The sequence below is a fragment of the Bacillus cereus group sp. BfR-BA-01381 genome (genome assembly GCF_022663555.1).
Classification (GTDB): Bacteria; Bacillota; Bacilli; order Bacillales; family Bacillaceae_G; genus Bacillus_A; species Bacillus_A pacificus.
This window is the reverse complement of record NZ_JAKUFR010000011.1, coordinates 46,767-67,540: the sequence shown is the minus strand read 5'-3', so window position 1 is coordinate 67,540 and position 20,774 is coordinate 46,767. Positions and strand designations below refer to the sequence as shown.

The following is a 20,774-nucleotide window of genomic DNA, read 5'->3' as shown; positions in this document are numbered from 1 at the left end:
GAATGTACGTGAGTCAGACAGTAGAAACATTATTTTCTATTTTTGATTCTTCTGCGGTAGTTTTACGTAAAGAATTAGATGTAACATATTTAGAGGCGCTTGTAGAAACAGGTGATAACTTGTTTGAAGGAGCGATTTTACAAGAGGAATTATCAGAATCAGCAATTGAAAGGCTGAATCGTGAATATAGTACGTTTAATGAAGAAACATATAAAGGTGAAGAAATTCGTAAAGCATTTCAGTTAGCCATCTTAAAAGGAATGAAAGAAGGCGTACAAGCGAATCACGAAATGACGCCTGATGCAGTTGGTATGTTCATGAGCTACTTATTCCATAAATTTATGCAAGGTCAAAATGAAATTACTGTGTTAGACCCTGCAATTGGAACAGGTAACTTAATGACTACCGTATTTAATAGTGCCAAAGAAGGACTAACAATGAGTGGATTTGGTGTAGAAGTGGACGAAGTGCTAATTAAACTTGCTTTAGTAAATGCGAATTTACAAAAGCATGCAATCGAATTCTTCCATCAAGATGGACTAGCACCGCTTTATATCGATCCAGTTGATGCAGTCGTTTCAGACTTACCGGTTGGTTACTATCCAAATGAAATCGGTGCAAGTGAATATAAGTTAAAAGCAGATGAAGGAATGTCATATGCCCACCACCTATTTATTGAACAAAGTGTGAAGCATACGAAAGAAGGCGGATACTTATTCTTCTTAGTGCCGAACTTCATTTTTGAAAGTGATCAAGCACCGAAATTGCATGCATTTATTAAAGAAACATGCTTTATTCAGGGGTTATTACAGCTACCTGTTTCCATGTTTAAAAACGAGAAAAATGCAAAAAGTATATTTGTTCTCCAAAAGAAAGGCCCTAGTGTAACGATGCCAAAACAGGCGTTATTAGTGGAGTTACCTAAATTCTCCAACATGAAGGCGATGGAGGACATTATGGACCAATTAAATACTTGGTTTGCAACGCATAAATAAGGCTAGGTATATGTAACAGGGTTAGTAATTCATGTAGTACAGTTTTATATGATATGTCATATTTTTAAATATATACAAGATTTAACTGAATTTTTTTGAAATCTGTAATATATTTTTTTTCTTGGTGTTACAATTTTTTCACTTGAAATATATGTCGTACGATGTTTAAATTAAAATCGTGAGTATAAAATTTGCTAATGATGAAACGTTTTCATATTTAGTAAATTTGATCAGATAAAATCGAGCGGTTTGTGGAAACATCCACACAACTACCAAGAGAAAAAGGGGCGAAAGACTAGATGTCAAAAATCATCGCGATTAACGCAGGAAGCTCTTCCTTAAAATTCCAATTATTTGAAATGCCAAGTGAAACAGTATTAACAAAAGGTTTAGTAGAACGTATCGGTTTAGAAGATAGTATCTTCACTATTACTGTAGATGGCGAAAAACAAAAAGAAATTACAAACATTCCAGATCACGCAGTAGCAGTTAATATGCTTCTTAAAAAATTAACTGAAAACGGAATCGTTAAATCTCTAGATGAGATTGGCGGTATCGGTCACCGTGTTGTTCACGGCGGCGAAAAATTTGCTGACTCTGTTCTAATTACTGATGAAGTATTAGCTGATATCGAAGAATTAAGCGATTTAGCACCACTTCACAACCCAGCAAACGTTGTTGGTATTAAAGCATTCCAAGAAGTATTACCAAACGTACCAGCAGTAGCAGTATTCGATACAGCATTCCACCAAACAATGCCGGAATCTGCATTCCTATACAGCTTACCATATGAGTACTATGAAAAATTCGGTATCCGTAAATACGGTTTCCACGGAACTTCTCATAAATATGTAACTGAGCGTGCAGCTGAGCTATTAGGTCGTCCACTTGAAAGCTTAAGCTTACTGTCTTGTCACTTAGGTAACGGTGCAAGTATCGCAGCAGTAGAAGGCGGTAAATCTATCGATACTTCTATGGGCTTCACTCCACTTGCTGGTGTAACAATGGGTACACGTTCTGGTAACCTTGACCCTGCGTTAATTCCATACATCATGGAAAAAACAGGTCAAACAGTAGAAGAAGTGGTTAACGTATTAAACAAGAAGAGTGGTATGTTAGGTCTTACTGGTTTCTCTAGTGACCTACGTGACATCATTGCGAAAGAAGAAGAAGGCGACCACCGTGCGAAAGTAGCACTTGACGTATTCGTAAGCCGTATCCACAAATACATCGGTTCTTACACTGCTCGTATGAAAGGTGTAGACGCAATCATCTTTACAGCTGGTGTAGGTGAAAACAGTGCGATTATTCGTGAACGCGTATTAGAAGGCCTTGAGTACATGGGCGTATACTTCGATGCAAAACGCAATAACGTATTCGGTGAGGAAGCATTCATCAACTTCCCACATTCTCCAGTAAAAATTATTGTAATTCCAACTGACGAAGAAGTTATGATCGCTCGTGACGTACTACGTCTTGGGGATATTGGTTAATATACTATATGAAAAGAAAGACGAGATCCTATAGGATTTCGTCTTTTTTCTTTTGAATATAGTTTAAAATTCCATCTGGATACAGTGCTTTTTTCTCTTGAATGAATGCTGTAATGGGAATCCATTTCGCATATGATACTGTTTGCTCATCTTGTATCTTCACTTTTTCCATTCCATATAGTGATGTGTCTAATAAGCGTAAAGAATATAGTTGAATGATTTCATGAGCAATTTCTCCATCAAGATGAAAGATATTTTCTAAGCAACCTAAATAATCGGTGATTTCCACTTCTGTATGAAGCTCTTCTTGAAATTCACGAATAATCGTATGTGCTGATTTTTCACCAAGTTCAATTGAACCGCCAAGAGGCCGGTAATATGTTTCATCGCCTGTATGATATTCTTGTACGAGAAGCCGCTCGTGATGTATAGCAAGACCGAAAGCTTTTGCACGTGGATACATATACAATCACTCCTTATTTATTCTATATAAGGATGATTATAATGTGTTTTGTAATAAAAAGTGCCATGTATTTAAGGATGTGGTCTAATCGTAATCCCATCAAATAAGTCATTCCAAAATGCTTCATTGTACTGAAATACATGCATAATAGGACATTTTATAACGCAAATATTTTGCAATCCCCAATCTTCTTCCGTAACAGTTGGTACATCTTCAGGAATGAGTAATAGGACAGAGAATGTATGTGTAACGATTTGAGATAAAATGTGTTCCAAGGAACGTGCTTCTTCGTATGTTCCTCCAGTTCTAATAAACAATATAGATTGTGCCGTTTCAATTGTATTTAGAAAACGAGTAATACGATGCTCATAATTTAACTTAATTTCTGTATAAGAAGGCCAAGAAGTTGGTGTGTTTACATCTGTTTTAAAGTCGTGGCAGGAGTCGATTTCATATAGATTGTCCCGTAGTCTTAATTTCGCACCATCATCCCAAAATGAGATGAAGGATAAGTTTTCTAACTGTAAAAAACGGTCAAATCGATTTTGTAATAATATATTCACCTTTTCTAATGATGGGCTTAGCATAAAATCAATAACGCCAAAAAATGGTGATAATTTGAATTGATATAACGCCCAAGCAGGCCAACAGTTTTGTCCTAAACTGAATACTGCATGATATTCTTTTTTTATATCGGATAGATTCATGTGATTTATCTCATCCTTTTTTGTTAATATTTTATGTTGTGAAAAAATAGTGTGTGAATAAAGATAGACAAGCATATTTGCAAAGAATAAGCAGAAATATGTTACAATAGAAAAAAATCGAACGAGGTGGTTGTTACGATGCGATCGAAGCGAGAACAAGCCATTTTAGACAATATAAAAGAATGGGAATCGCAATTAGTTGAGCAAGAAGCGACTGATTTTCAAAAACTGTTTGATAAATGGGTACATACTACAATTGCGAAACTACCTGAGAAAAAACGAAAAGATTTCTTTACGAAAGCAGATGGATGGCTCTTTCATTTGCATGCATTGATTCAAAGTTCACAATCACAGTTAGATGCGCGTAATCGTATTTTAGGAACATCGAGATTATTTGATGAATCGATTGAGCAACTAGAGGATTTAAAAGCATTATCTATTGATCAATTAACATACATAGCAGAGCAGCAAACAGCACGCCATCGCCTATATTCATTCGTACAAGGCGGAGCAACGGGTGCTGGAGGTTTATTATTATTAACAGCTGATTTTCCGGTTATGATTGCGTTAAATGTGAAGGCTGTCCAACTTATTGCAACGTCATTTGGGCATGATGTGAACAAGCCTTATGAAATGATGCTTGCGTTAAAGGTCTTTCATGCGTCATTACTACCAGGAAGACTTCAGCAATACGCATGGTACAATTTACTGCAAGAGTTAGAGCAAGAAGATTCGTTCTTCTACGAAGGAGACGAAGCGGTGTTACAACCAGCTTCTACTGAAGTTGTGCTAAAACAAATTTTGAAAACATTTTCGATTTATGCTCTTCGTCGTAAATTATTCCAAGGTATTCCGGTAATTGGAATGGCAATCGGGTCTACAGTAAATTATCGTTTAACAAGAAACGTTACTGAATTTGCAAATAGATTTTATCAAGTACGCCACATAGTCGAGAAGGAAAAACGGGCATAAAAAAAGCGAGAGGCCGAAGCCTTTCGCTTTTTTAATTTGTTGCATGCTTTTTGGACATTGGAAGAGATACTGGCTGCTTTTCTTCTGCTTTTTCTGTTTTTGGATAATAAATTAAATCCAATGTTTTTGCCTGTACGGCAATCGAAAGAATAGTAAAAGCAATTTCTGTCCAATTTAAATAATATAATGAAAGCGCAAGAACAATCGCGTCAAAGACGAAGAAAATTTGCCCAATTGTAAAACGTGTTTTTTTACTTAATACAATTGTTAAAATATCGTCTCCACCGGTTGCACCGCCAAATCGCAATATAAAACCGAGTCCAATACCAGCTAACGCACCGCCAACTACTGCAGCTATAAATAAATTGTTTGATAAATCGACCGTAAATGGAGAATAATTTTCCATAAGAGAATAAAATACTCCGAATGAAATTGAACCTAAAAATGAATAGCCAACCATTTTTCTACCTAACAATGACGCACATAGTAAAATAATTGGGATATCCATCATTACAGTTGAGATAGATGGTGAAATATCATAAAAATTTTGGATGAATAGTGCGATACCTACAAAGCCACCTTCTGTTAAGTGGTTTTGGAAGTGAATGTGATATAGCGCTGCTGCTAAAATAAATGAACCGATTAAAACCATAAAAACTTCTTTAATAATTTGTCGACTTTGGATGTTCCTCATCGTTATTCCTTCTTTCCGTAGTTAGTAGTCCTTTTTGTGTTGTAAACTAACTACGAGCTCACATGTAGCTTCAGTTAGTTTACGAAAAAACTAACTACGCTATATGTCGCTGAAGAAATAACGAATAATCCTCTCGTCCATCAATTCTCCCTACTTTCGTTTTAGTTTAAGTCTTAAAACGACTAAACAAAACGTGGAGTAGGATTCTTCATTTAGCAATCCTGCTCTTCTTTGTTTTGTTTAGCTAGTAACAATTAAGCCCTAAACAAAACGCTATGTGTAAGAAGAGTCTTTTTTTTGCCAAATTATCCTTCGGGCAATCATAATTTCCCCACTCTCGTATTTTTTTCGCTAGACTAAAGTATCTGAGCTGGAAAATACGCTACGTGTATGATTCGTCAATACGATGCCACATGCTCCTTCGAGCGATCATGATATCAAAATCCCTTCCTTCAAGATTTATATTATTATATCATACTTTCAAAAAATGTATGCGGATGGAAACCGACAATAAACGGAGGAAATCTACAAAAATTGTTATGTTTAAATATTTTTGTAGAAAAGCCTAAGTTATTTTGGAGAATTGGAAAGTTTTTTAGTTTGTCCAATAAGTAAGAAAAGAAGAGTTTCTATTCAGTTGTATTTTTATCATCATTTTTATCTTTAAAAAACGCATCCCAGCTAATCACACTGAAAAAAGTTAACGCGATAATAACGAAAGCGCGCATAAGTGTAAGGCCTCCTTTTGTACATAGTATATGAATCGTTCACTTTGGAATGTGTCATTTTTTTACAAGTCTTAACTATTATGAGAGTATATTAATATAGATGGATGAAAGGGGAAGTGAGAATATGCTAAAAGACATGTTTAAAAGAAAAGAATTAACATGTGTTTCATGTCAGAAAAAGATTCAATATGAAGAAGAGCTCGTTGCTTTTGTAAAGTTACCGAAAGAGAGAAGTATATTAGTTGGCCCATTTGATGTGTGTTTGGCGAAGACAGCACAAGAGATATATTGTAAATCGTGTTACGACAAAAAAGCATGACCCAAAGTAATTGAGGGGCATGCTTTTTTTATTGGTGTGCTTTCCCCTCAGATACATTTTGAGTGAGTCGATACCAAAGCCAAAGGTCATTAATGATGGAAGCGAGATCGGCAATTTCTGAATTCAGTTTGCAAGAAATTTCGAAGTCTTCTTCGTTATTTAAATGATGCTGTTTTGTATTAATATAATGTTCGAGTTCTTTTATACGATCAGGAATCTTTCCGCGAACTTGTTCCCATTTTAATAAAATCGCATGTTGCATTTTTTCGGGGATATCTTCCCAGTCTTCTTGTAAATGCGGAATTTCAATTCCGAGATGTTCATCGTATAAGAAATACTTTTCCATAAGTTCACCCCCGATTTCCTGCTTATATTGTACAAAAAAACAGAAAGAAGTTCGACGAAATTGTTTGAAAAAATTTGAAAATGACTCTTGATACATTTTGTAAAAGGTGTTAAAGTGTGAATTATTATAAAAGAAAATGAATATTTATTCTTTAGGGGGATGCAAAATGGAGAAGAAAAAAGTTGTATTAGCATATTCCGGAGGTCTTGATACTTCCGTTGCAATTAAATGGTTACAAGAGAAGAATTATGATATTATCGCGCTTTGTTTAGACTTAGGGGAAGGTAAAGACTTAGCATTTGTAAAAGAAAAGGCACTTTCAGTAGGTGCAATTAAATCATATATGATTGATGTTCAAGAAGAATTTGCAAATGAATATGCATTGATGGCGATGCAAGCGCACACGTTATACGAAGGGAAATACCCTCTCGTTTCAGCGTTATCACGTCCGCTTATCGCGAAGAAATTAGTAGAGATTGCAGAACAAGAAGGCGCGACTGCAGTGGCACACGGATGTACAGGGAAAGGGAATGATCAAGTTCGTTTTGAAGTTTCTATTCAAGCATTAAATCCTTACTTAGAAGTGATTGCGCCTGTACGTGAATGGAAATGGTCACGTGAAGAAGAAATTGCATATGCAAAAGAAAACAATGTACCAATTCCGATTAATTTAGACAGCCCATTTTCAATCGATCAAAACTTATGGGGACGTAGCAATGAATGTGGCATTTTAGAAGATCCATGGGCAGCGCCGCCAGAAGATGCATATGAGATGACATTAGCATTAGAAGATACACCGAATAAACCAGAGTTTGTAGAAATTGGCTTTGAAGCAGGCGTACCGACCACTTTAAATGGTACTGCATACCCACTCTCAGAACTAATTAAAACGTTAAATGCACTTGCTGGAAAACATGGCGTTGGACGTATCGATCACGTAGAAAATCGTCTTGTCGGTATTAAATCGCGTGAAGTATATGAATGCCCAGCAGCGATGACATTAATTACGGCGCACAAGGAACTGGAAGATTTAACACTCGTAAAAGAAGTAGCACACTTTAAACCGATGATTGAGCAGAAAATAACAGAACTTATTTATAACGGTTTATGGTTCTCGCCTTTAAAACAAGCGCTGAATGCTTTCTTACAAGAAACGCAAAAGAATGTAACAGGCATGGTGCGTGTGAAATTATTTAAAGGCCATGCGATTGTAGAAGGACGTAAATCTGAGTACTCTTTATATGATGAAAAATTAGCAACGTATACTGCTCAGGATGAATTTAATCATGATGCAGCAGTTGGATTCATTTCATTATTCGGTTTACCGACGAAAGTATACAGCCAAGTGAATCAAAAGAAGGTGGAAGCGTGAGTAAACTTTGGGGCGGACGTTTTACAGAAGAAGCGGAAGCATGGGTTGAAGAGTTCGGAGCATCCATCTCCTTCGATCAACAATTAGTAAATCAAGATATAAACGGAAGTATTGCACACGTAACGATGCTAGCAAAGCAAGGCATCGTTACGAAAGAAGAAGCAGAGAAAATAAAGATAGGTCTTCAATATTTATTAGAAGAAGCGAAACAAAATAAATTGAATTTTTCGGTTGAAGCTGAAGACATTCATTTAAATATCGAAAAGATGTTAATTGAAAAAATCGGTGAAGTAGGCGGGAAACTTCATACTGGACGAAGTCGTAACGATCAAGTAGCGACTGATATGCATTTATATTTAAAAGAAAAAGTAGAACATATTATAAAAGCTACAAAACAATTGCAAACTGTTCTTGTTCATCAAGCAGAAAATAACATTGAAACAATTATGCCTGGCTATACGCATTTGCAGCGTGCCCAGCCGATTTCATTTGCGCATCATATTCTCGCTTATTTTTGGATGTTAGAGCGTGATGTGAATCGTTATGAAGATTCGTTAAAGCGTATTAACATGTCGCCATTAGGAGCAGGAGCGTTAGCTGGAACGACATTCCCGATTGACCGAGAATATAGTGCGGAGCTTCTTGGATTTAATGGAATGTATGAAAATAGTTTAGATGCAGTAAGCGATCGTGATTTCATACTGGAGTTCCTAAGTAACTCATCTATGCTTATGATGCACTTATCGCGCTTTTGCGAAGAACTTATTTTATGGAGTAGCCAAGAGTTTCAATTTATTGAAATGAGCGATCAATATGCAACGGGAAGCAGCATTATGCCGCAAAAGAAAAACCCGGATATGGCAGAACTTATTCGTGGTAAAACGGGCAGAGTGTACGGTAATTTATTTAGTTTACTTACAGTAATGAAAGGATTACCGCTCGCTTACAATAAAGACTTGCAAGAAGATAAAGAAGGAATGTTTGATACAGTAAAAACAGTAGAAGGATGCCTTCATATTATGGCAGGTATGCTAGAGACGATGACTGTAAACAAAGAAAAAATGGGGCAAGCTGTAACGCAAGATTTCTCTAACGCAACAGAAATTGCCGACTACTTAGCAAACAAAGGACTACCATTCCGTCAAGCTCATGAAATTGTTGGAAAGCTAGTGCTACACTGCACACAAAAAGGAATTTATTTAGTAGATGTACCACTTGCAACGTATAAAGAAATGAGCTCGTTATTTGAAGAAGATTTGTATGAAGTGCTGTCACCATATGCAGCTGTAAAGCGTCGTAACAGTGCTGGTGGGACTGGATTTGAGCAAATTGAAAAAGCTTTGGAGAAGGCGAAGGGATTGGTTGGAGAGTTTGTAGGAATTAAATGATTTATGAGATAGAAGGTAAGGTGCTTTTTATAGAAAGCACCTTACCTTTTTGTATTTAGATTTTTACAGGAGTATTTATCATTTCATAATCATAAAATGATGTTTCTCATGTATTGCTAATAGTTGAATAGATTGAATCAAATTAGGATAGTGAGCAATTGGATCTAAAAATACGATATGCCCTGCAATATTTTCTTCTATATTTTGAACGAGTTTTTTTATTTCATTTGTTTCACGTGTAAGTAATTCTTCTAATTCAGTTACATTCATAGAGCGATAGACTTTTTTTGAAGGGATTAAAATCCAAGGTGCTTTCATTCCTTTACCATGCTTTTCTTTATATTCGGCATAAATGTCATGTATGTCAGTTACAAATGGAGCATTTTTTCTTAGCTTTGCATAAGGGATAAGGATGAACGAGAATTTAATTGCTACTTTGAGCATTTTTGTAATTAAATATAAGTGATAAAAATGCTCCCCGATAGACCATTTTCTATTCTGCGGGCGATACCATAGTTGTTCTTGAGATAGTGAATGGAGATGAGGAAGGAACTCGTTCCTTTGTACATGTAATGTATGAAAATGCTTTGAGATATTTTCAGATTTCATATTTTGACACCCTCCACATTTTTTCTAATTATAGCATTTTTCGTGTGGATGTAAGTAGGCCTAGAGCAATTTGCTCTAGGCCTAAAATGTATTGATTAATCGTACTTATGTCGATCTTCCGTAATTCGAATATACTCAATATCCATCAAATCTCTAAGCAATGCACCGTTACTTAGTTCCACACCATGTTTCTCTTTAAAATGAGTACGAATCGTATCTAACATTTCGATTTCTTTCCCATTCACATCTAAAATAATACGTTCAGAATCATCCATGTTGCATCCTCCTTTTTTAAACATATATATTTTGTCCGTCTATTTCTAAAAAATGTATGTTAACGTAATGTTAGGAAATAAGAAAGGGATGGAAAATGAGACGTATTTATTTTATAGGTTTAATTTTGTACACATTAATTGTATTACACAGTGCATTCCCAAATATCTTTTCATTTGAGGATGTAGAAACAGTGCATATCGGGATATTTATCTTTATTCTATTTGTAGTAGACTGCTGTATTTCGATATGGCTTTCGAAAAGAAAACATGTACATGATAAAAAAGAGATAGAACGAAAAAAGAGAAAACGTTCATTTTGGATGACGACGTATTGTTTTTCTTTAGCGATTGCTGCTGCTTTTTTTAGTGAGAATATCCCATTAGAAAGATTAAATATTGGCTTTGGAGCGTTCGTATTTGCATACTATTTTTTCATGCATTTTCTTCCTTATATGAAAGAAAAGCGAGGAGAAGAGGAAGATCCGATTGTAGAAGAAGCGAGAGAACAAGAGCATAAGAGAATAGAAGAAGATATAAAGAAACTCGGGGAACAAAAATGGTATTTGAAATCTAAAATCATATATGTTCTTTGCTTTATTACGCCGCCAATTGGTTATTTGTATGTATTCTGCCTTCGTAAAAAAATGACAGAAGATGCAAGGCAATCTTATTTAACGGTAGCTACGATTATGATGGCACTGTGGTCTTTGAAGTTTCTTCCGCCTTATGTGCTGGCGATTACCGTTGTTGTTATAGCTTGTCTTGTATTTCTAGTAAAATATGTGAAATGAAAACCACCAAGCCCATCTGGACTTGGTGGTTTATTTATAAATTAAAGCTCACCTTGCTCCTCATCACCACGAACAACAAGGACATCGCATTTCGCATAGCGAATAATATGTTCAGAGACGCTACCAATTAGGAAACGCTCAACAGCATTTAAACCAGTTGCACCACACATAATTAAATCTACTTTATGATTTGGAGCGATTTCTTTTGAAATTTTTGATTTAGGATTACCAAACTCTAATACAGTTTCAATTTTTTCAAGGCCAGCTTCAAGCGCAGTTTTTTTGTAGTCTTCTAATAAGTCTTCTGCAAATAGATTTGCACGTTCAGCAATTGCACGGCTATAAGCTTCTACTGCTGAGTATGCTTTTACATCAACGATATGAGCAATAGTTAATGTTGCATTGTTGCGTTTTGCGACTTGAATTGCTTTTTTAAAGGCTTTTTCTGCTTCTTTAGAACCATCCACCGCGATTAAAATATTTGTATATGTATTATTCATAGTAAATTCCTCCCAATCATTTTTATTACCGTTTACAACTTTATTATAAAACAAATTTTGGTAATGTGCTTGTCGGAAACGTTACAGAATTTCGAAAACTCTGTTTTGATTCATTTTAGTTGTAATTGGTGCGAGAACTTGTTACATATGAACTATAGCAATTTAAAAGGAGGCAGTTTTGTGAGACATGCGCTCATTACAGCCGGTACGAAAGGTTTAGGAAAGCAAGTAACAGAAAAGTTATTGGCTAAAGGATATTCAGTAACAGTAACGTATCATAGCGATATCACGGCTATGGAAAAGATGAAAGAAACATATAAAAATATGGAAGAGCGTCTACAATTCGTGCAAGCGGATGTCACGAAAAAGGAAGATTTACATAAAATAGTAGAAGAAGCGATAAGCCGTTTTGGCAAAATTGATTTCTTAATTAATAATGCTGGTCCATATGTATTTGAACGAAAAAAGTTAGTCGATTATGAAGAAGATGAATGGAATGAAATGATTCAGGGTAATTTAACAGCGGTATTTCATTTGTTGAAACTTGTCGTTCCGGTTATGAGAAAACAGAACTTTGGCCGTATTATTAATTACGGATTTCAAGGGGCGGATAGCGCACCGGGATGGATTTATCGTTCAGCTTTTGCCGCAGCGAAAGTAGGACTTGTTTCATTAACGAAAACAGTTGCTTACGAAGAAGCTGAATATGGTATTACTGCAAACATGGTATGTCCTGGTGATATTATTGGTGAAATGAAAGAAGCGACGATTCAAGAAGCACGTCAGTTGAAAGAACATAACACACCAGTTGGTAGATCTGGAACAGGTGAAGATATTGCAAGAACAATTGCGTTTTTATGTGAGGACGATTCCGATATGATTACCGGTACAATTATTGAAGTGACTGGTGCAGTTGATGTTATTCATAGACATCGATAGAGAAAAATAAAGAGAAGTTTCGAATAATTGGACAGTTTATCCTTTATGCAAAGAGGTGCGGATAATACTGTCCTTTCATGTAAGATTAAATCTATCGGAAAACTTGTATTATTTTTTGTCAAATATTGAGATATTATGTTAAAATATAAGAGCGTAGAAAGCGCTTTAAAAAATGATTCAGGGGTCATTTCATAACTCAAGGGGGAACTAATCATGCGTATCGGTATTCCAACAGAAATTAAAAACAATGAAAATCGCGTGGCAATGACGCCAGCGGGAGCAGTACATTTAGTACAAAATGGTCATGAAGTTTTTGTTCAAAAAGGAGCAGGTTTAGGATCTGGCTTTACGGATGAAGAATACGTACAAGCTGGTGCGAAACTTGTTGAAACTGCTGAAGAAGCATGGAATCAAGATATGGTTATGAAGGTAAAAGAGCCAGTAGCAAGTGAATACGGCTATTTCCGTGAAGGTTTAATTTTATTCACATACTTACACTTAGCTCCAGAACCAGAATTAACGAAAGCATTAATCGATAACAAAGTTGCATCAATCGCATATGAAACAGTACAATTAGACAATCGTTCACTGCCATTACTTGCACCTATGAGTGAAGTAGCTGGTCGTATGGCTGCACAAATCGGTGCACAATTCCTTGAGAAAAACAAAGGTGGTAAAGGTATTTTACTTGCAGGCGTTCCAGGGGTAAAACGCGGCAAAGTAACAATTATCGGCGGTGGTCAAGCTGGTACAAACGCAGCTAAGATTGCAGTAGGTTTAGGTGCAGATGTAACAATCATTGACTTAAGTGCAGAACGTCTTCGTCAATTAGATGATATTTTCGGTAACCAAGTAAAAACATTAATGTCTAATCCATACAACATTGCAGAAGCTGTAAAAGAATCTGATCTTGTTATTGGTGCAGTATTAATTCCAGGGGCAAAAGCGCCAAAACTTGTAACAGAAGAAATGATTCAATCAATGGAGCCAGGTTCTGTCGTTGTAGATATCGCGATTGACCAAGGTGGTATTTTCGAAACAACTGACCGTATTACAACTCATGATAACCCAACTTACGAAAAACATGGCGTTGTTCATTATGCAGTTGCTAATATGCCAGGTGCGGTTCCACGTACATCAACTCTTGCATTAACAAACGTAACAGTACCATATGCAGTACAAATTGCGAACAAAGGCTACAAAGATGCTTGCTTAGGCAACACTGCATTATTAAAAGGTATTAACACATTAGATGGATATGTAACATTCGAAGCGGTTGCAGAAGCTCATGGCTTACAATATGCTGATGCGAAAGAGCTTCTTGAAAAAGCTCCTGCTTTATCATAATAGAAATACATTCGAGACCTTCCTTTATGAGGAGGGTCTTTTTTTATGGAGAAATAAAATGTGAATAATTGTTATTTATTGGTGTAAATCGATTTTTATTATGATAATTTAGAATTATATAACAAAAAGAAGGGATTCAATGGGGAGCAAAAAGAGGAAGAAAAAGCAAGCTAAAAGACAAAAGTATATAAAGAAAAAACAGGAACAGAATATACCTCTTTCAAAAAAAGTAGTCCTTATGATAGAAAAAACATTTCGATATATTTGTATGTTCTTGTATGTAATTTTTTGTGTGTTTTTATGTGGGATGGTTAAAAGTTTGGGGATAACCCCTAATGTTATTGAAGGTATTTTTGGCGTTATACTTGTTATGGTAGAAGGAATCTTATTCTTTATATTATTTGATAAAGTGTGGCCTAGTCATGAAAGTAAAAAAGATAGAAAAAGAAGCAAAAAATCTTCATCCGATTCAAGTTTATCAAGTGGATTCGGTGACTACAGTAGCAGTGATTGTAGTAGCTCAAGTGATGGCGGAGGAGATTGTGGAGGTGGTGGAGATTAAATTAGTTTTTTCAGAAGAACGATTAATGAAAGGGTGGGACGAAATATGGAGACTGTGAATTTATTAGAATTAACAAAAGACATTCAAGATCAACATAAAAACTTCGTCGTTTCAAATGTAAATAGTCATTGCCTACGAATTGCTGTATTTACTGGTGAATACGATTGGCACTATCATTCTAATTCGGATGAATTATTTATTGTACTAGAGGGAGAATTACTTATCGATTTTGAAGATGGAGAAACAGTGGTATTAAAGCCGAATGATTCTATCTTAATTCCAGCATGCACGATTCATAGAACGAGAGCATTAAAGAGAACGGTAAATCTTTGTTTTGAAAATATAGAGGCGGATACGATTAAAGTGGAGCAATTATGAAAAAATTATCTGTAGCCGAGTATAGAAAAATCCTTCCGATTTTAGAAAGCCATACAAAAACGACGACGTTTGCTTATGCGGTATGTGATCAAGTAATAGATGGTGAGGTTTTTGCAAACGAGAAATTAACAGCAGGACTAATTCGTACAGCTAACGGTATTTATTATGTATTTGGTCATACGGATGATCAAAATTATAAAGAAGATTTATTTTCTTTTATAAAAAAGGCTATTGAAAAAACAGAGAAGAGATTTACATTGTTCTCTTCGAGTGACGAGTGGGAAATGATGATAGAAGAGCGTTTTAGTCATGTACTTCGGAACATTCCGCGAATGAAATTTCAAAGCGTAACCTTTGAAGAGAGAAAACGAGATTGTAACAAAAATACATATGAAGTGAAGCGTATTGATAGAAGAGATATAGAACGAAGCAGTGAATTTACAGAGGAGTACTACAAAGAATATTGGGGATCAAAAGAAACGTTTTTAAACGGTGGTTTTGGATTTTGTATAGAACAAGGGGGAATGATTGTAGCGGAATGTGTTTCGATATTTAGTGGGAACGGATTTGCGGAGATTGATATTGTGACGCATAAAGCATATCAAGGGAAAGGATTAGCCCAAGCTGTTGCAACACGTTTTATTGAACATTGCATGCAAAATGATATTACACCGTGCTGGGATTGTAATGTAGATAATATTTCTTCTCAAAAATTAGCTAACAAATTAAGTTTTCATAATCCGATAGAATATAGTTTGTTTGTGCGTAAGAAAATGGGGGAATAAAAATGAATGTGGAATTAACGAGATTTAAAGTGAAGCCTGGTAAAAGTCATCGTGTAGATGAATGGATGCAGCTTCTGAATGACAATATGAAAGAAGTGCTTTTGACATTAAACGACGAAAAGATGTACGTTGAGACAATTTTCCGGGAAATAAGAGATGGAGAAGAGTACTTATATTGGTATTCTGTGCAAGGGGAAGGCGGGGCTCTTGTCGAAAATTCTCATCATGAAATTGATAAAAAGCATTTGGAATTTTGGTGTGAATGTATCGATGAGGAAATACCGTCTGTTGATATGAAAACAGAAGTTGTTATGATTCAAGATGTTGTGAAGAACGCGATGAAATAATAGAATAGTATGTCGGAGAGAAGCGCATCAAAATAGATGTGCTTTTTTATTTTGAAAAAAATTAAAGAAAAGCTGTATACATTTTACACTCTTAAACGTTGAGTATATAGAGAGGAGAGCTAGATGAGCCATGATACGTTTGAATCGTTATTAATAGAGAAGTCAAAAGCAGTGTTTGGATACTTAATTAAGATTGGAGCAAACCGAAAAGAAGCAGAAGATATTGTACAAGATACGTTGTATAAAGCTTTATTGCTTATGGAGGAAATACCGTTAGAGCATTTAACACCGTGGCTCTTTAGAGTTGCGATCAATCAGCATCGAGATTTATATCGAAAAGAAAAAAGACTAAATCCCATTGCGATTGAATCTGTTGTTCTTATTGGTCAAAAGTCATTAGATGAGTTGCTTTTAACAAGTGAACTACAAGGCGAGGTGCAAGAAATATTAGAGACGATGACGGAGGATTATCGTCATATTTTACTGTTGAAATATGAATATGAACTATCTTATAAGGAAATTGCCATTTTATTAAACATGAAAGAAGAAACAGTGAAAACAAGTTTGTACAGAGCAAGAAATCAATTTAAAAAATTGTACAGGAGGAGAAACGATGGGGCGGAAGGACTTTGATTTGAATATGGATGATAAGCAGATGAAGACTTTGATGAAGAAGGCAAAGAGGAAGCAGCTTTGGAGAAACCTAGTGATTTCAGTAGTTGTGACATTAATCTTGATTGTAGGTAGTATCAGTTTATTAATTTATTTTAATCAGAAGAGTAAGCGGGAAATGGATCAGAGGGTATATTTACGACAAAGTGTTCAAGGGCCTAATATTATTTTTAATGGACATACAAAACTAAGTATGGGAATAGCTAGTGGTACGATGCTGTACAGTTCCTATAAAAATATTCAAGGACAACCAGTTAAGTGGATTGATGAAATTTATGAGTATTCGATCTTTGGTTATGGTCAAATAAATTATAATGGAAATACAGGTTTAGAAGAAGAGAACATAAATAAACAATCAGAATTTGCGACAAGGCAAGATTATAATAGACAGACAATGCAAAGAGAAATGCGGTTTTATTTACCTTTTGCAGAGTATGTAAACTATGTGAATGATTTAGAGAGGATTAGTGAATTGCAGAATAAGGTTGCAGAGGTAGCACTATCTTTTGATAAGGCATATACAGCGGAGGAAGTAGTAAAAATGCTTCCTGAAGGAATACGACCTGTGTGGCTTTGGGTAGATACATATGATGAAACGAAAGCAGAGACATATACTGGACTAGCAGATCCTGAAACCGGAGCAGTTTTAAATGCAGAGGTATCGATGAATATTTTTGGTTTTAAGGGGAGTTATGCTGATAAGAAGGAAGATGAGTACGAGGATATTAAAGGAAACTCAGCGGGATTTCTTGGATCTATGAAATCTTTAAGTGAAAATAAAGGGGGATATCAAGAGTATTTTAGGACAAACTATGATGAAATAAAAAACACTGAACCGAAAGACTTACGAATATACGGTGTAGTCGTAACAGGTAAAACAGAGGATTTACAAAGTTTACAAGGAGCACCATATATTAAAGCGGCTGTTAGAGGTGTAACAGTTGAGAAATATTAATCACAGTCTATTAATGTGAATAATCAGAAAATTTATGTTATACTATATGAAAAGGAGGTTAATATGAGGCAAATACATGGAGCAATTTATATTTACATAACAATGTTTTTCGTGGCAATATCTTATGGATTAGGGCACGTGTATTCGCATCCTATACTAACTTTTTTAAGCGGAGCATGTATGGCGTTTGCGCTTCTTGTCCACCTTTTCTCAGTTTGGATCGTGAAATTTCAATTAAATATTAGTGAAATAGAAGAAGGCACTTTCTAAGTGGCCTTCTTTTTTTAATAATATTTTGGAAGCTCTTGTAGCAATTTTTCAACTTCACATTCGGTTTCTTCACATATAGAAAGCTTGCGCAGTCTGAAAAATAAGCTGCGTAAGAAAGATTTTATGTTCCCATATAGAAACTCGTACGATTCAATATGTAATGTTTGTTTTTTGACGGGTAATTGAGCTACTAATTCATGAAGGGCTAATAGGAGTACTTCTTCCTTTAAGCCATTTTGCAGCATTGCGACAATTGGATAAACAATACGTTCATCTTCTTCATATTTGTAATAGATGGAATGGACACAAACTTTGTTTAATAAAGTTTGTAATATTTCTTCGTAATGTAAAGTTTCCAGTTTAGGACTACGAACAAGCGCTTCAAATGTATCGGAAGCATGAGCGATACTATGTGCCCAGCCGTGGTCTTGCACATATCCCCGGAAATCATGTTCATTGTTCATATATAGAATCAATTGATCTTTTACATTTAAAATATCATTCTGTGATAAGAAATTATGATTTGTATCGGCATCAATAATGAGCGCAATTAATAATGTTGTAAATGCACGGGTAAATACCGCATCTTCGTCATTTGAATAAATCTTATACAATAAATATTTTTCACTGATGCTTTCTAATAGTAGTTTCTGTAATTGCGTGTGTGAAAGGTATTCCTTTTTGATGAGATGATAAAAAGTAGAGTAAATAAGTTTGTCTCTTAAATAGCTATCGGTAACACCGATGTGCTCAAGCATATTGGAACTTAAAGAATCAATGTTAATTGTGTTATCCAGTATGTAATTATTATTACGAATTTCTTCTAACTGTTGTTGTAACATATAAACCTCCTATTTTAGAAAATTCTGTATTTTAATAGTATAATAAGAGGAAGGAATAAACAATAAATAAGTGCTTTTGAATGGAGGTACATTATGAAGAGAGCATTATTCTTTTTCATTAGTATTTTCTTTTTAGGAAGTTGTTCGATTTCGTATGTTACTTTTTCTAGTGAGAGCAAGAATTGGACGGGGCAATATAAAGGGTATATTAAGGATGACAGTGAAGATGGAATGTTTACATTTCAGTATAAGGGCGGAGATGGAAATACAGAATTTAAAAATTTAGAGATTACTATTAATGGAACCTTTAGTGCGATGACACAAACGTCAGAAAGTCATAGGGGAGCAAGGGTTGAAATGAAATCTTCTTGTGTAAGTTGCGCGCCTCTATCTAAAGATGAACCGATAGAGATTGTGATTAAATGGGATGATAAGTATGAGGAGAAGATGGTTTTAAAGCCGAAATAGCGTAGAGTGAGGAGTTGCGAATGGATAGGCATATGAAATTTTCTATGTTCATGTTTTTAGGTGTAGTTCTAATCATATTAGCAGCGTGTACTACAAAATCAGTAGAGCAAGTAGCGGTAAAAGATGTACCTAAAGAGGGGTATATCATATTAAGAAATGACACAGTGTTTTTGGCCGATGATAAAACGTTTGAAACAAAAGTAGAGTTACAAAATTATATAGAACAACAAATGAATGAAGAACATCTATCACATACGGTTTTAAGTTTTAAGGATAAAAGCGCATATAATCAATTAAAAACAGGGTATAAAATAAAAGTATGGTCTTCTCAAACGCTTAAGAGTTATCCAGCGAAAATGATAGTAGAGAAATTCGAAATAGTAGAGAAATAAGAAGGCAGCAATTAAGCTGCCTTTTTATTATTTCACAAATTGTAATTCTTTCGGGAATTTCGTTAAAATTTCTGATCCGTCTTTTGTGATGTAAATATCATCTTCAATACGAACGCCACCTACGTTTGGTACGTAAATACCTGGCTCGATTGTGAAGACCATACCTTCTTTTAATGGAGATTCGTTGCCAGCTTTTACATCTGGATATTCATGTACGCTAATTCCAAGTCCGTGACCAAGGCGGTGCGGGAAGAAGTCGCCGTAACCTGCATCTGCGATAACAGAACGAGCAGCGTTGTCAATTGCGCCAAGTGTAACACCTGGTTTACATGCTTCAACTGCTTGTAGTTGTCCAGCAAGTACAGTGTTGTAAATACGAGTTTGTTCTTCAGAAATCTCGCCGAATGCTACTGTACGTGTAATGTCAGAGCAATAACCGTCAATGATTACGCCTAAATCAAATAGTACGAAATCGCCGCGTTTCATTTTGTTTGCACCTGGAATACCGTGTGGAAGAGCAGAGTTTGCACCAGCTAATACCATCGTATCAAATGACATTTTATGTATGCCTTTTGTTTTTAATTCGTGTTCAATAATTGCTAATACTTCTAGTTCGCTACGATCTTCTTTAATTGCATTTACACCAACTTCAACAGCATAGTCTGCCATTTTAGCTGCTTCGCGTAAAATAGAAAGTTCTTTTTCGTCTTTAATTAAACGAAGTTCACGAACTTTTTCCTCAGCTGATTTGAAAGCTGCATTTGGGAATAGTTTTGTTAATTCTTCGTAGCGCTCTACGTTTAAATGTTCTTTTTCAATTGCAACTGCATTTGCATTAATACCGCGGTCTTTAATTGCTTTTGCAATCATATCCCATGGTCTGTCAGTATCAGTAAACCCGATAATTTCATGTGCCCAGCCAGCGTTACGTGCTTGGCCTTCTTCCATTTTAGGGCAAATTAAAATAGGTTCTTTTTCTTGGAATACAAACATACCAAGAAGTCTTTCGTGTGGTTCACAGTGGAAGTTTGTCATGTAGAAAACGTTTGGTGTAGAAGTTAAGAACGCAGCTTCTACGTTTTTTTCTTTTAGCCATTGCATTAAATTTTCTAATCTAGCATTCATCGATTGGCACCCCCGAGATATTTAATTACAAATATAACTT

The 20,774-nt window shown here is 35.4% G+C and carries 27 protein-coding genes; 18 read left to right on the top strand and 9 right to left on the bottom strand.

Going from position 1 to position 20,774, the window contains the following annotated elements:
• Nucleotides 1-8: 8 nt before the first annotated feature.
• Both MR079_RS06075 and ackA read left to right on the top strand, forming a co-directional pair.
• A complete protein-coding gene (locus tag MR079_RS06075) occupies nt 9-995 on the top strand; it encodes a class I SAM-dependent methyltransferase (protein ID WP_139866436.1) in 987 nt (328 codons plus the stop codon).
• Nucleotides 996-1,294: 299 nt separating this feature from the next.
• Nucleotides 1,295-2,488, top strand: coding sequence for an acetate kinase (ackA, locus tag MR079_RS06070; protein ID WP_000034580.1), 1,194 nt, complete (start codon nt 1,295-1,297; stop codon nt 2,486-2,488).
• A 28-nt stretch (nt 2,489-2,516) separates the two neighbouring features.
• Here ackA and MR079_RS06065 read toward each other — a convergent pair whose 3' ends face one another.
• Together MR079_RS06065 and MR079_RS06060 are read right to left on the bottom strand one after the other, a co-directional pair.
• Complete coding sequence (locus MR079_RS06065) at nt 2,517-2,951, bottom strand: NUDIX hydrolase (protein ID WP_139866437.1); 435 nt, start codon at nt 2,949-2,951, stop codon at nt 2,517-2,519.
• A gap of 71 nt (nt 2,952-3,022) precedes the next feature.
• Nucleotides 3,023-3,658 carry a DUF1796 family putative cysteine peptidase gene (locus MR079_RS06060; protein ID WP_139866438.1) on the bottom strand — a complete coding sequence of 212 codons (636 nt, stop codon included), beginning with the start codon at nt 3,656-3,658 and terminating at the stop codon, nt 3,023-3,025.
• A 138-nt stretch (nt 3,659-3,796) separates the two neighbouring features.
• On the opposite strand from MR079_RS06060, the gene MR079_RS06055 reads away from it, so the two are divergent.
• Entirely contained in the window at nt 3,797-4,630 is an 834-nt protein-coding gene (locus tag MR079_RS06055; protein WP_087954100.1) for an EcsC family protein, read from the top strand.
• 31 nt (nt 4,631-4,661) lie between these two features.
• Here MR079_RS06055 and MR079_RS06050 read toward each other — a convergent pair whose 3' ends face one another.
• On the bottom strand, nt 4,662-5,324 hold the full coding sequence (locus MR079_RS06050) for a YitT family protein (RefSeq protein WP_242293721.1): 663 nt from the start codon (nt 5,322-5,324) through the stop codon (nt 4,662-4,664).
• A gap of 852 nt (nt 5,325-6,176) precedes the next feature.
• Between MR079_RS06050 and MR079_RS06045 the strand changes: the two genes are divergently transcribed.
• The gene (locus tag MR079_RS06045) at nt 6,177-6,371 is read left to right on the top strand and encodes a hypothetical protein (RefSeq protein WP_000910292.1); all 195 of its coding nucleotides are present in this window, start codon (nt 6,177-6,179) and stop codon (nt 6,369-6,371) included.
• Nucleotides 6,372-6,399: 28 nt separating this feature from the next.
• On the opposite strand, the gene MR079_RS06040 is transcribed toward MR079_RS06045, so the two are convergent.
• Nucleotides 6,400-6,717: a hypothetical protein gene (locus tag MR079_RS06040; protein ID WP_000417213.1), complete on the bottom strand. Its 318-nt coding sequence runs from the start codon at nt 6,715-6,717 to the stop codon at nt 6,400-6,402.
• A 166-nt stretch (nt 6,718-6,883) separates the two neighbouring features.
• On the opposite strand from MR079_RS06040, the gene MR079_RS06035 reads away from it, so the two are divergent.
• Together MR079_RS06035 and argH are read left to right on the top strand one after the other, a co-directional pair.
• On the top strand, nt 6,884-8,089 hold the full coding sequence (locus MR079_RS06035; protein ID WP_042514621.1) for an argininosuccinate synthase: 1,206 nt from the start codon (nt 6,884-6,886) through the stop codon (nt 8,087-8,089).
• The gene (gene argH / locus MR079_RS06030; RefSeq protein ID WP_139866440.1) at nt 8,086-9,477 is read left to right on the top strand and encodes an argininosuccinate lyase; all 1,392 of its coding nucleotides are present in this window, start codon (nt 8,086-8,088) and stop codon (nt 9,475-9,477) included. The genes MR079_RS06035 and argH overlap by 4 nt, the downstream gene beginning before the upstream one ends.
• Before the next feature lie 78 nt (nt 9,478-9,555).
• Here the strand turns inward: argH and MR079_RS06025 are convergent, their stop codons facing one another.
• Nucleotides 9,556-10,086: a DinB family protein gene (locus MR079_RS06025; RefSeq protein ID WP_242293720.1), complete on the bottom strand. Its 531-nt coding sequence runs from the start codon at nt 10,084-10,086 to the stop codon at nt 9,556-9,558.
• 95 nt (nt 10,087-10,181) lie between these two features.
• Nucleotides 10,182-10,361 carry a hypothetical protein gene (locus MR079_RS06020; protein WP_000342760.1) on the bottom strand — a complete coding sequence of 60 codons (180 nt, stop codon included), beginning with the start codon at nt 10,359-10,361 and terminating at the stop codon, nt 10,182-10,184.
• Between the two features lie 95 nt (nt 10,362-10,456).
• Here MR079_RS06020 and MR079_RS06015 point away from each other — a divergent pair, with 95 nt between their 5' ends.
• Nucleotides 10,457-11,152 (top strand): hypothetical protein, encoded by a 696-nt coding sequence (locus tag MR079_RS06015; RefSeq protein WP_139866442.1) that lies wholly within the window; start codon nt 10,457-10,459, stop codon nt 11,150-11,152.
• A 41-nt stretch (nt 11,153-11,193) separates the two neighbouring features.
• On the opposite strand, the gene MR079_RS06010 is transcribed toward MR079_RS06015, so the two are convergent.
• The gene (locus tag MR079_RS06010; protein WP_001066673.1) at nt 11,194-11,652 is read right to left on the bottom strand and encodes a universal stress protein; all 459 of its coding nucleotides are present in this window, start codon (nt 11,650-11,652) and stop codon (nt 11,194-11,196) included.
• Between the two features lie 147 nt (nt 11,653-11,799).
• Between MR079_RS06010 and MR079_RS06005 the strand changes: the two genes are divergently transcribed.
• From MR079_RS06005 to MR079_RS05965, 9 genes are all read left to right on the top strand, one after another.
• Nucleotides 11,800-12,591, top strand: coding sequence for an SDR family oxidoreductase (locus MR079_RS06005; protein ID WP_087954921.1), 792 nt, complete (start codon nt 11,800-11,802; stop codon nt 12,589-12,591).
• Nucleotides 12,592-12,804: 213 nt separating this feature from the next.
• Nucleotides 12,805-13,938, top strand: a complete 1,134-nt coding sequence (gene ald / locus MR079_RS06000; RefSeq protein ID WP_001219398.1) for an alanine dehydrogenase — start codon at nt 12,805-12,807, stop codon at nt 13,936-13,938.
• Between the two features lie 139 nt (nt 13,939-14,077).
• Nucleotides 14,078-14,500 carry a hypothetical protein gene (locus MR079_RS05995; RefSeq protein WP_242293719.1) on the top strand — a complete coding sequence of 141 codons (423 nt, stop codon included), beginning with the start codon at nt 14,078-14,080 and terminating at the stop codon, nt 14,498-14,500.
• Nucleotides 14,501-14,545: 45 nt separating this feature from the next.
• Nucleotides 14,546-14,878, top strand: coding sequence for a cupin domain-containing protein (locus MR079_RS05990; RefSeq protein WP_139866444.1), 333 nt, complete (start codon nt 14,546-14,548; stop codon nt 14,876-14,878).
• A complete protein-coding gene (locus MR079_RS05985; RefSeq protein ID WP_139866445.1) occupies nt 14,875-15,663 on the top strand; it encodes a GNAT family N-acetyltransferase in 789 nt (262 codons plus the stop codon). The genes MR079_RS05990 and MR079_RS05985 overlap by 4 nt, the downstream gene beginning before the upstream one ends.
• A 2-nt stretch (nt 15,664-15,665) precedes the next feature.
• On the top strand, nt 15,666-16,010 hold the full coding sequence (locus MR079_RS05980) for a DUF6176 family protein (protein ID WP_139866446.1): 345 nt from the start codon (nt 15,666-15,668) through the stop codon (nt 16,008-16,010).
• A gap of 123 nt (nt 16,011-16,133) precedes the next feature.
• Nucleotides 16,134-16,643: an RNA polymerase sigma factor gene (locus tag MR079_RS05975; protein ID WP_139866447.1), complete on the top strand. Its 510-nt coding sequence runs from the start codon at nt 16,134-16,136 to the stop codon at nt 16,641-16,643.
• Nucleotides 16,624-17,637: an anti-sigma factor gene (locus MR079_RS05970; protein WP_242293718.1), complete on the top strand. Its 1,014-nt coding sequence runs from the start codon at nt 16,624-16,626 to the stop codon at nt 17,635-17,637. Before MR079_RS05975 ends, MR079_RS05970 begins: the two co-directional genes overlap by 20 nt.
• A 63-nt stretch (nt 17,638-17,700) precedes the next feature.
• A complete protein-coding gene (locus MR079_RS05965; RefSeq protein WP_001248905.1) occupies nt 17,701-17,907 on the top strand; it encodes a hypothetical protein in 207 nt (68 codons plus the stop codon).
• A gap of 14 nt (nt 17,908-17,921) precedes the next feature.
• Here MR079_RS05965 and MR079_RS05960 read toward each other — a convergent pair whose 3' ends face one another.
• Nucleotides 17,922-18,749 carry a DUF2785 domain-containing protein gene (locus tag MR079_RS05960; protein WP_242293717.1) on the bottom strand — a complete coding sequence of 276 codons (828 nt, stop codon included), beginning with the start codon at nt 18,747-18,749 and terminating at the stop codon, nt 17,922-17,924.
• A 93-nt stretch (nt 18,750-18,842) separates the two neighbouring features.
• Between MR079_RS05960 and MR079_RS05955 the strand changes: the two genes are divergently transcribed.
• Together MR079_RS05955 and MR079_RS05950 are read left to right on the top strand one after the other, a co-directional pair.
• Nucleotides 18,843-19,217, top strand: coding sequence for a hypothetical protein (locus MR079_RS05955; RefSeq protein ID WP_242293716.1), 375 nt, complete (start codon nt 18,843-18,845; stop codon nt 19,215-19,217).
• Between the two features lie 20 nt (nt 19,218-19,237).
• Nucleotides 19,238-19,609, top strand: a complete 372-nt coding sequence (locus tag MR079_RS05950) for a DUF3221 domain-containing protein (RefSeq protein ID WP_242293715.1) — start codon at nt 19,238-19,240, stop codon at nt 19,607-19,609.
• 27 nt (nt 19,610-19,636) lie between these two features.
• Here the strand turns inward: MR079_RS05950 and pepQ are convergent, their stop codons facing one another.
• The gene (gene pepQ / locus MR079_RS05945) at nt 19,637-20,734 is read right to left on the bottom strand and encodes a Xaa-Pro dipeptidase (protein ID WP_000994026.1); all 1,098 of its coding nucleotides are present in this window, start codon (nt 20,732-20,734) and stop codon (nt 19,637-19,639) included.
• Nucleotides 20,735-20,774: the final 40 nt, after the last annotated feature.

Bases quoted from the DNA above. Each gene is read 5' to 3' on its own strand.
- ackA (WP_000034580.1), top strand. From the start codon at position 1,295: ATGTCAAAAATCATCGCGATTAACGCAGGAAGCTCTTCCTTAAAATTC.
- MR079_RS06065 (WP_139866437.1), bottom strand. From the start codon at position 2,951: ATGTATCCACGTGCAAAAGCTTTCGGTCTTGCTATACATCACGAGCGG.
- MR079_RS06060 (WP_139866438.1), bottom strand. From the start codon at position 3,658: ATGAATCTATCCGATATAAAAAAAGAATATCATGCAGTATTCAGTTTA.
- MR079_RS06055 (WP_087954100.1), top strand. From the start codon at position 3,797: ATGCGATCGAAGCGAGAACAAGCCATTTTAGACAATATAAAAGAATGG.
- MR079_RS06050 (WP_242293721.1), bottom strand. From the start codon at position 5,324: ATGAGGAACATCCAAAGTCGACAAATTATTAAAGAAGTTTTTATGGTT.
- MR079_RS06045 (WP_000910292.1), top strand. From the start codon at position 6,177: ATGCTAAAAGACATGTTTAAAAGAAAAGAATTAACATGTGTTTCATGT.
- MR079_RS06040 (WP_000417213.1), bottom strand. From the start codon at position 6,717: ATGGAAAAGTATTTCTTATACGATGAACATCTCGGAATTGAAATTCCG.
- MR079_RS06035 (WP_042514621.1), top strand. From the start codon at position 6,884: ATGGAGAAGAAAAAAGTTGTATTAGCATATTCCGGAGGTCTTGATACT.
- MR079_RS06025 (WP_242293720.1), bottom strand. From the start codon at position 10,086: ATGAAATCTGAAAATATCTCAAAGCATTTTCATACATTACATGTACAA.
- MR079_RS06020 (WP_000342760.1), bottom strand. From the start codon at position 10,361: ATGGATGATTCTGAACGTATTATTTTAGATGTGAATGGGAAAGAAATC.
- MR079_RS06015 (WP_139866442.1), top strand. From the start codon at position 10,457: ATGAGACGTATTTATTTTATAGGTTTAATTTTGTACACATTAATTGTA.
- MR079_RS06010 (WP_001066673.1), bottom strand. From the start codon at position 11,652: ATGAATAATACATATACAAATATTTTAATCGCGGTGGATGGTTCTAAA.
- MR079_RS06005 (WP_087954921.1), top strand. From the start codon at position 11,800: ATGAACTATAGCAATTTAAAAGGAGGCAGTTTTGTGAGACATGCGCTC.
- ald (WP_001219398.1), top strand. From the start codon at position 12,805: ATGCGTATCGGTATTCCAACAGAAATTAAAAACAATGAAAATCGCGTG.
- MR079_RS05995 (WP_242293719.1), top strand. From the start codon at position 14,078: ATGGGGAGCAAAAAGAGGAAGAAAAAGCAAGCTAAAAGACAAAAGTAT.
- MR079_RS05990 (WP_139866444.1), top strand. From the start codon at position 14,546: ATGGAGACTGTGAATTTATTAGAATTAACAAAAGACATTCAAGATCAA.
- MR079_RS05985 (WP_139866445.1), top strand. From the start codon at position 14,875: ATGAAAAAATTATCTGTAGCCGAGTATAGAAAAATCCTTCCGATTTTA.
- MR079_RS05980 (WP_139866446.1), top strand. From the start codon at position 15,666: ATGAATGTGGAATTAACGAGATTTAAAGTGAAGCCTGGTAAAAGTCAT.
- MR079_RS05975 (WP_139866447.1), top strand. From the start codon at position 16,134: ATGAGCCATGATACGTTTGAATCGTTATTAATAGAGAAGTCAAAAGCA.
- MR079_RS05970 (WP_242293718.1), top strand. From the start codon at position 16,624: ATGGGGCGGAAGGACTTTGATTTGAATATGGATGATAAGCAGATGAAG.
- MR079_RS05965 (WP_001248905.1), top strand. From the start codon at position 17,701: ATGAGGCAAATACATGGAGCAATTTATATTTACATAACAATGTTTTTC.
- MR079_RS05960 (WP_242293717.1), bottom strand. From the start codon at position 18,749: ATGTTACAACAACAGTTAGAAGAAATTCGTAATAATAATTACATACTG.
- MR079_RS05955 (WP_242293716.1), top strand. From the start codon at position 18,843: ATGAAGAGAGCATTATTCTTTTTCATTAGTATTTTCTTTTTAGGAAGT.
- MR079_RS05950 (WP_242293715.1), top strand. From the start codon at position 19,238: ATGGATAGGCATATGAAATTTTCTATGTTCATGTTTTTAGGTGTAGTT.
- pepQ (WP_000994026.1), bottom strand. From the start codon at position 20,734: ATGAATGCTAGATTAGAAAATTTAATGCAATGGCTAAAAGAAAAAAAC.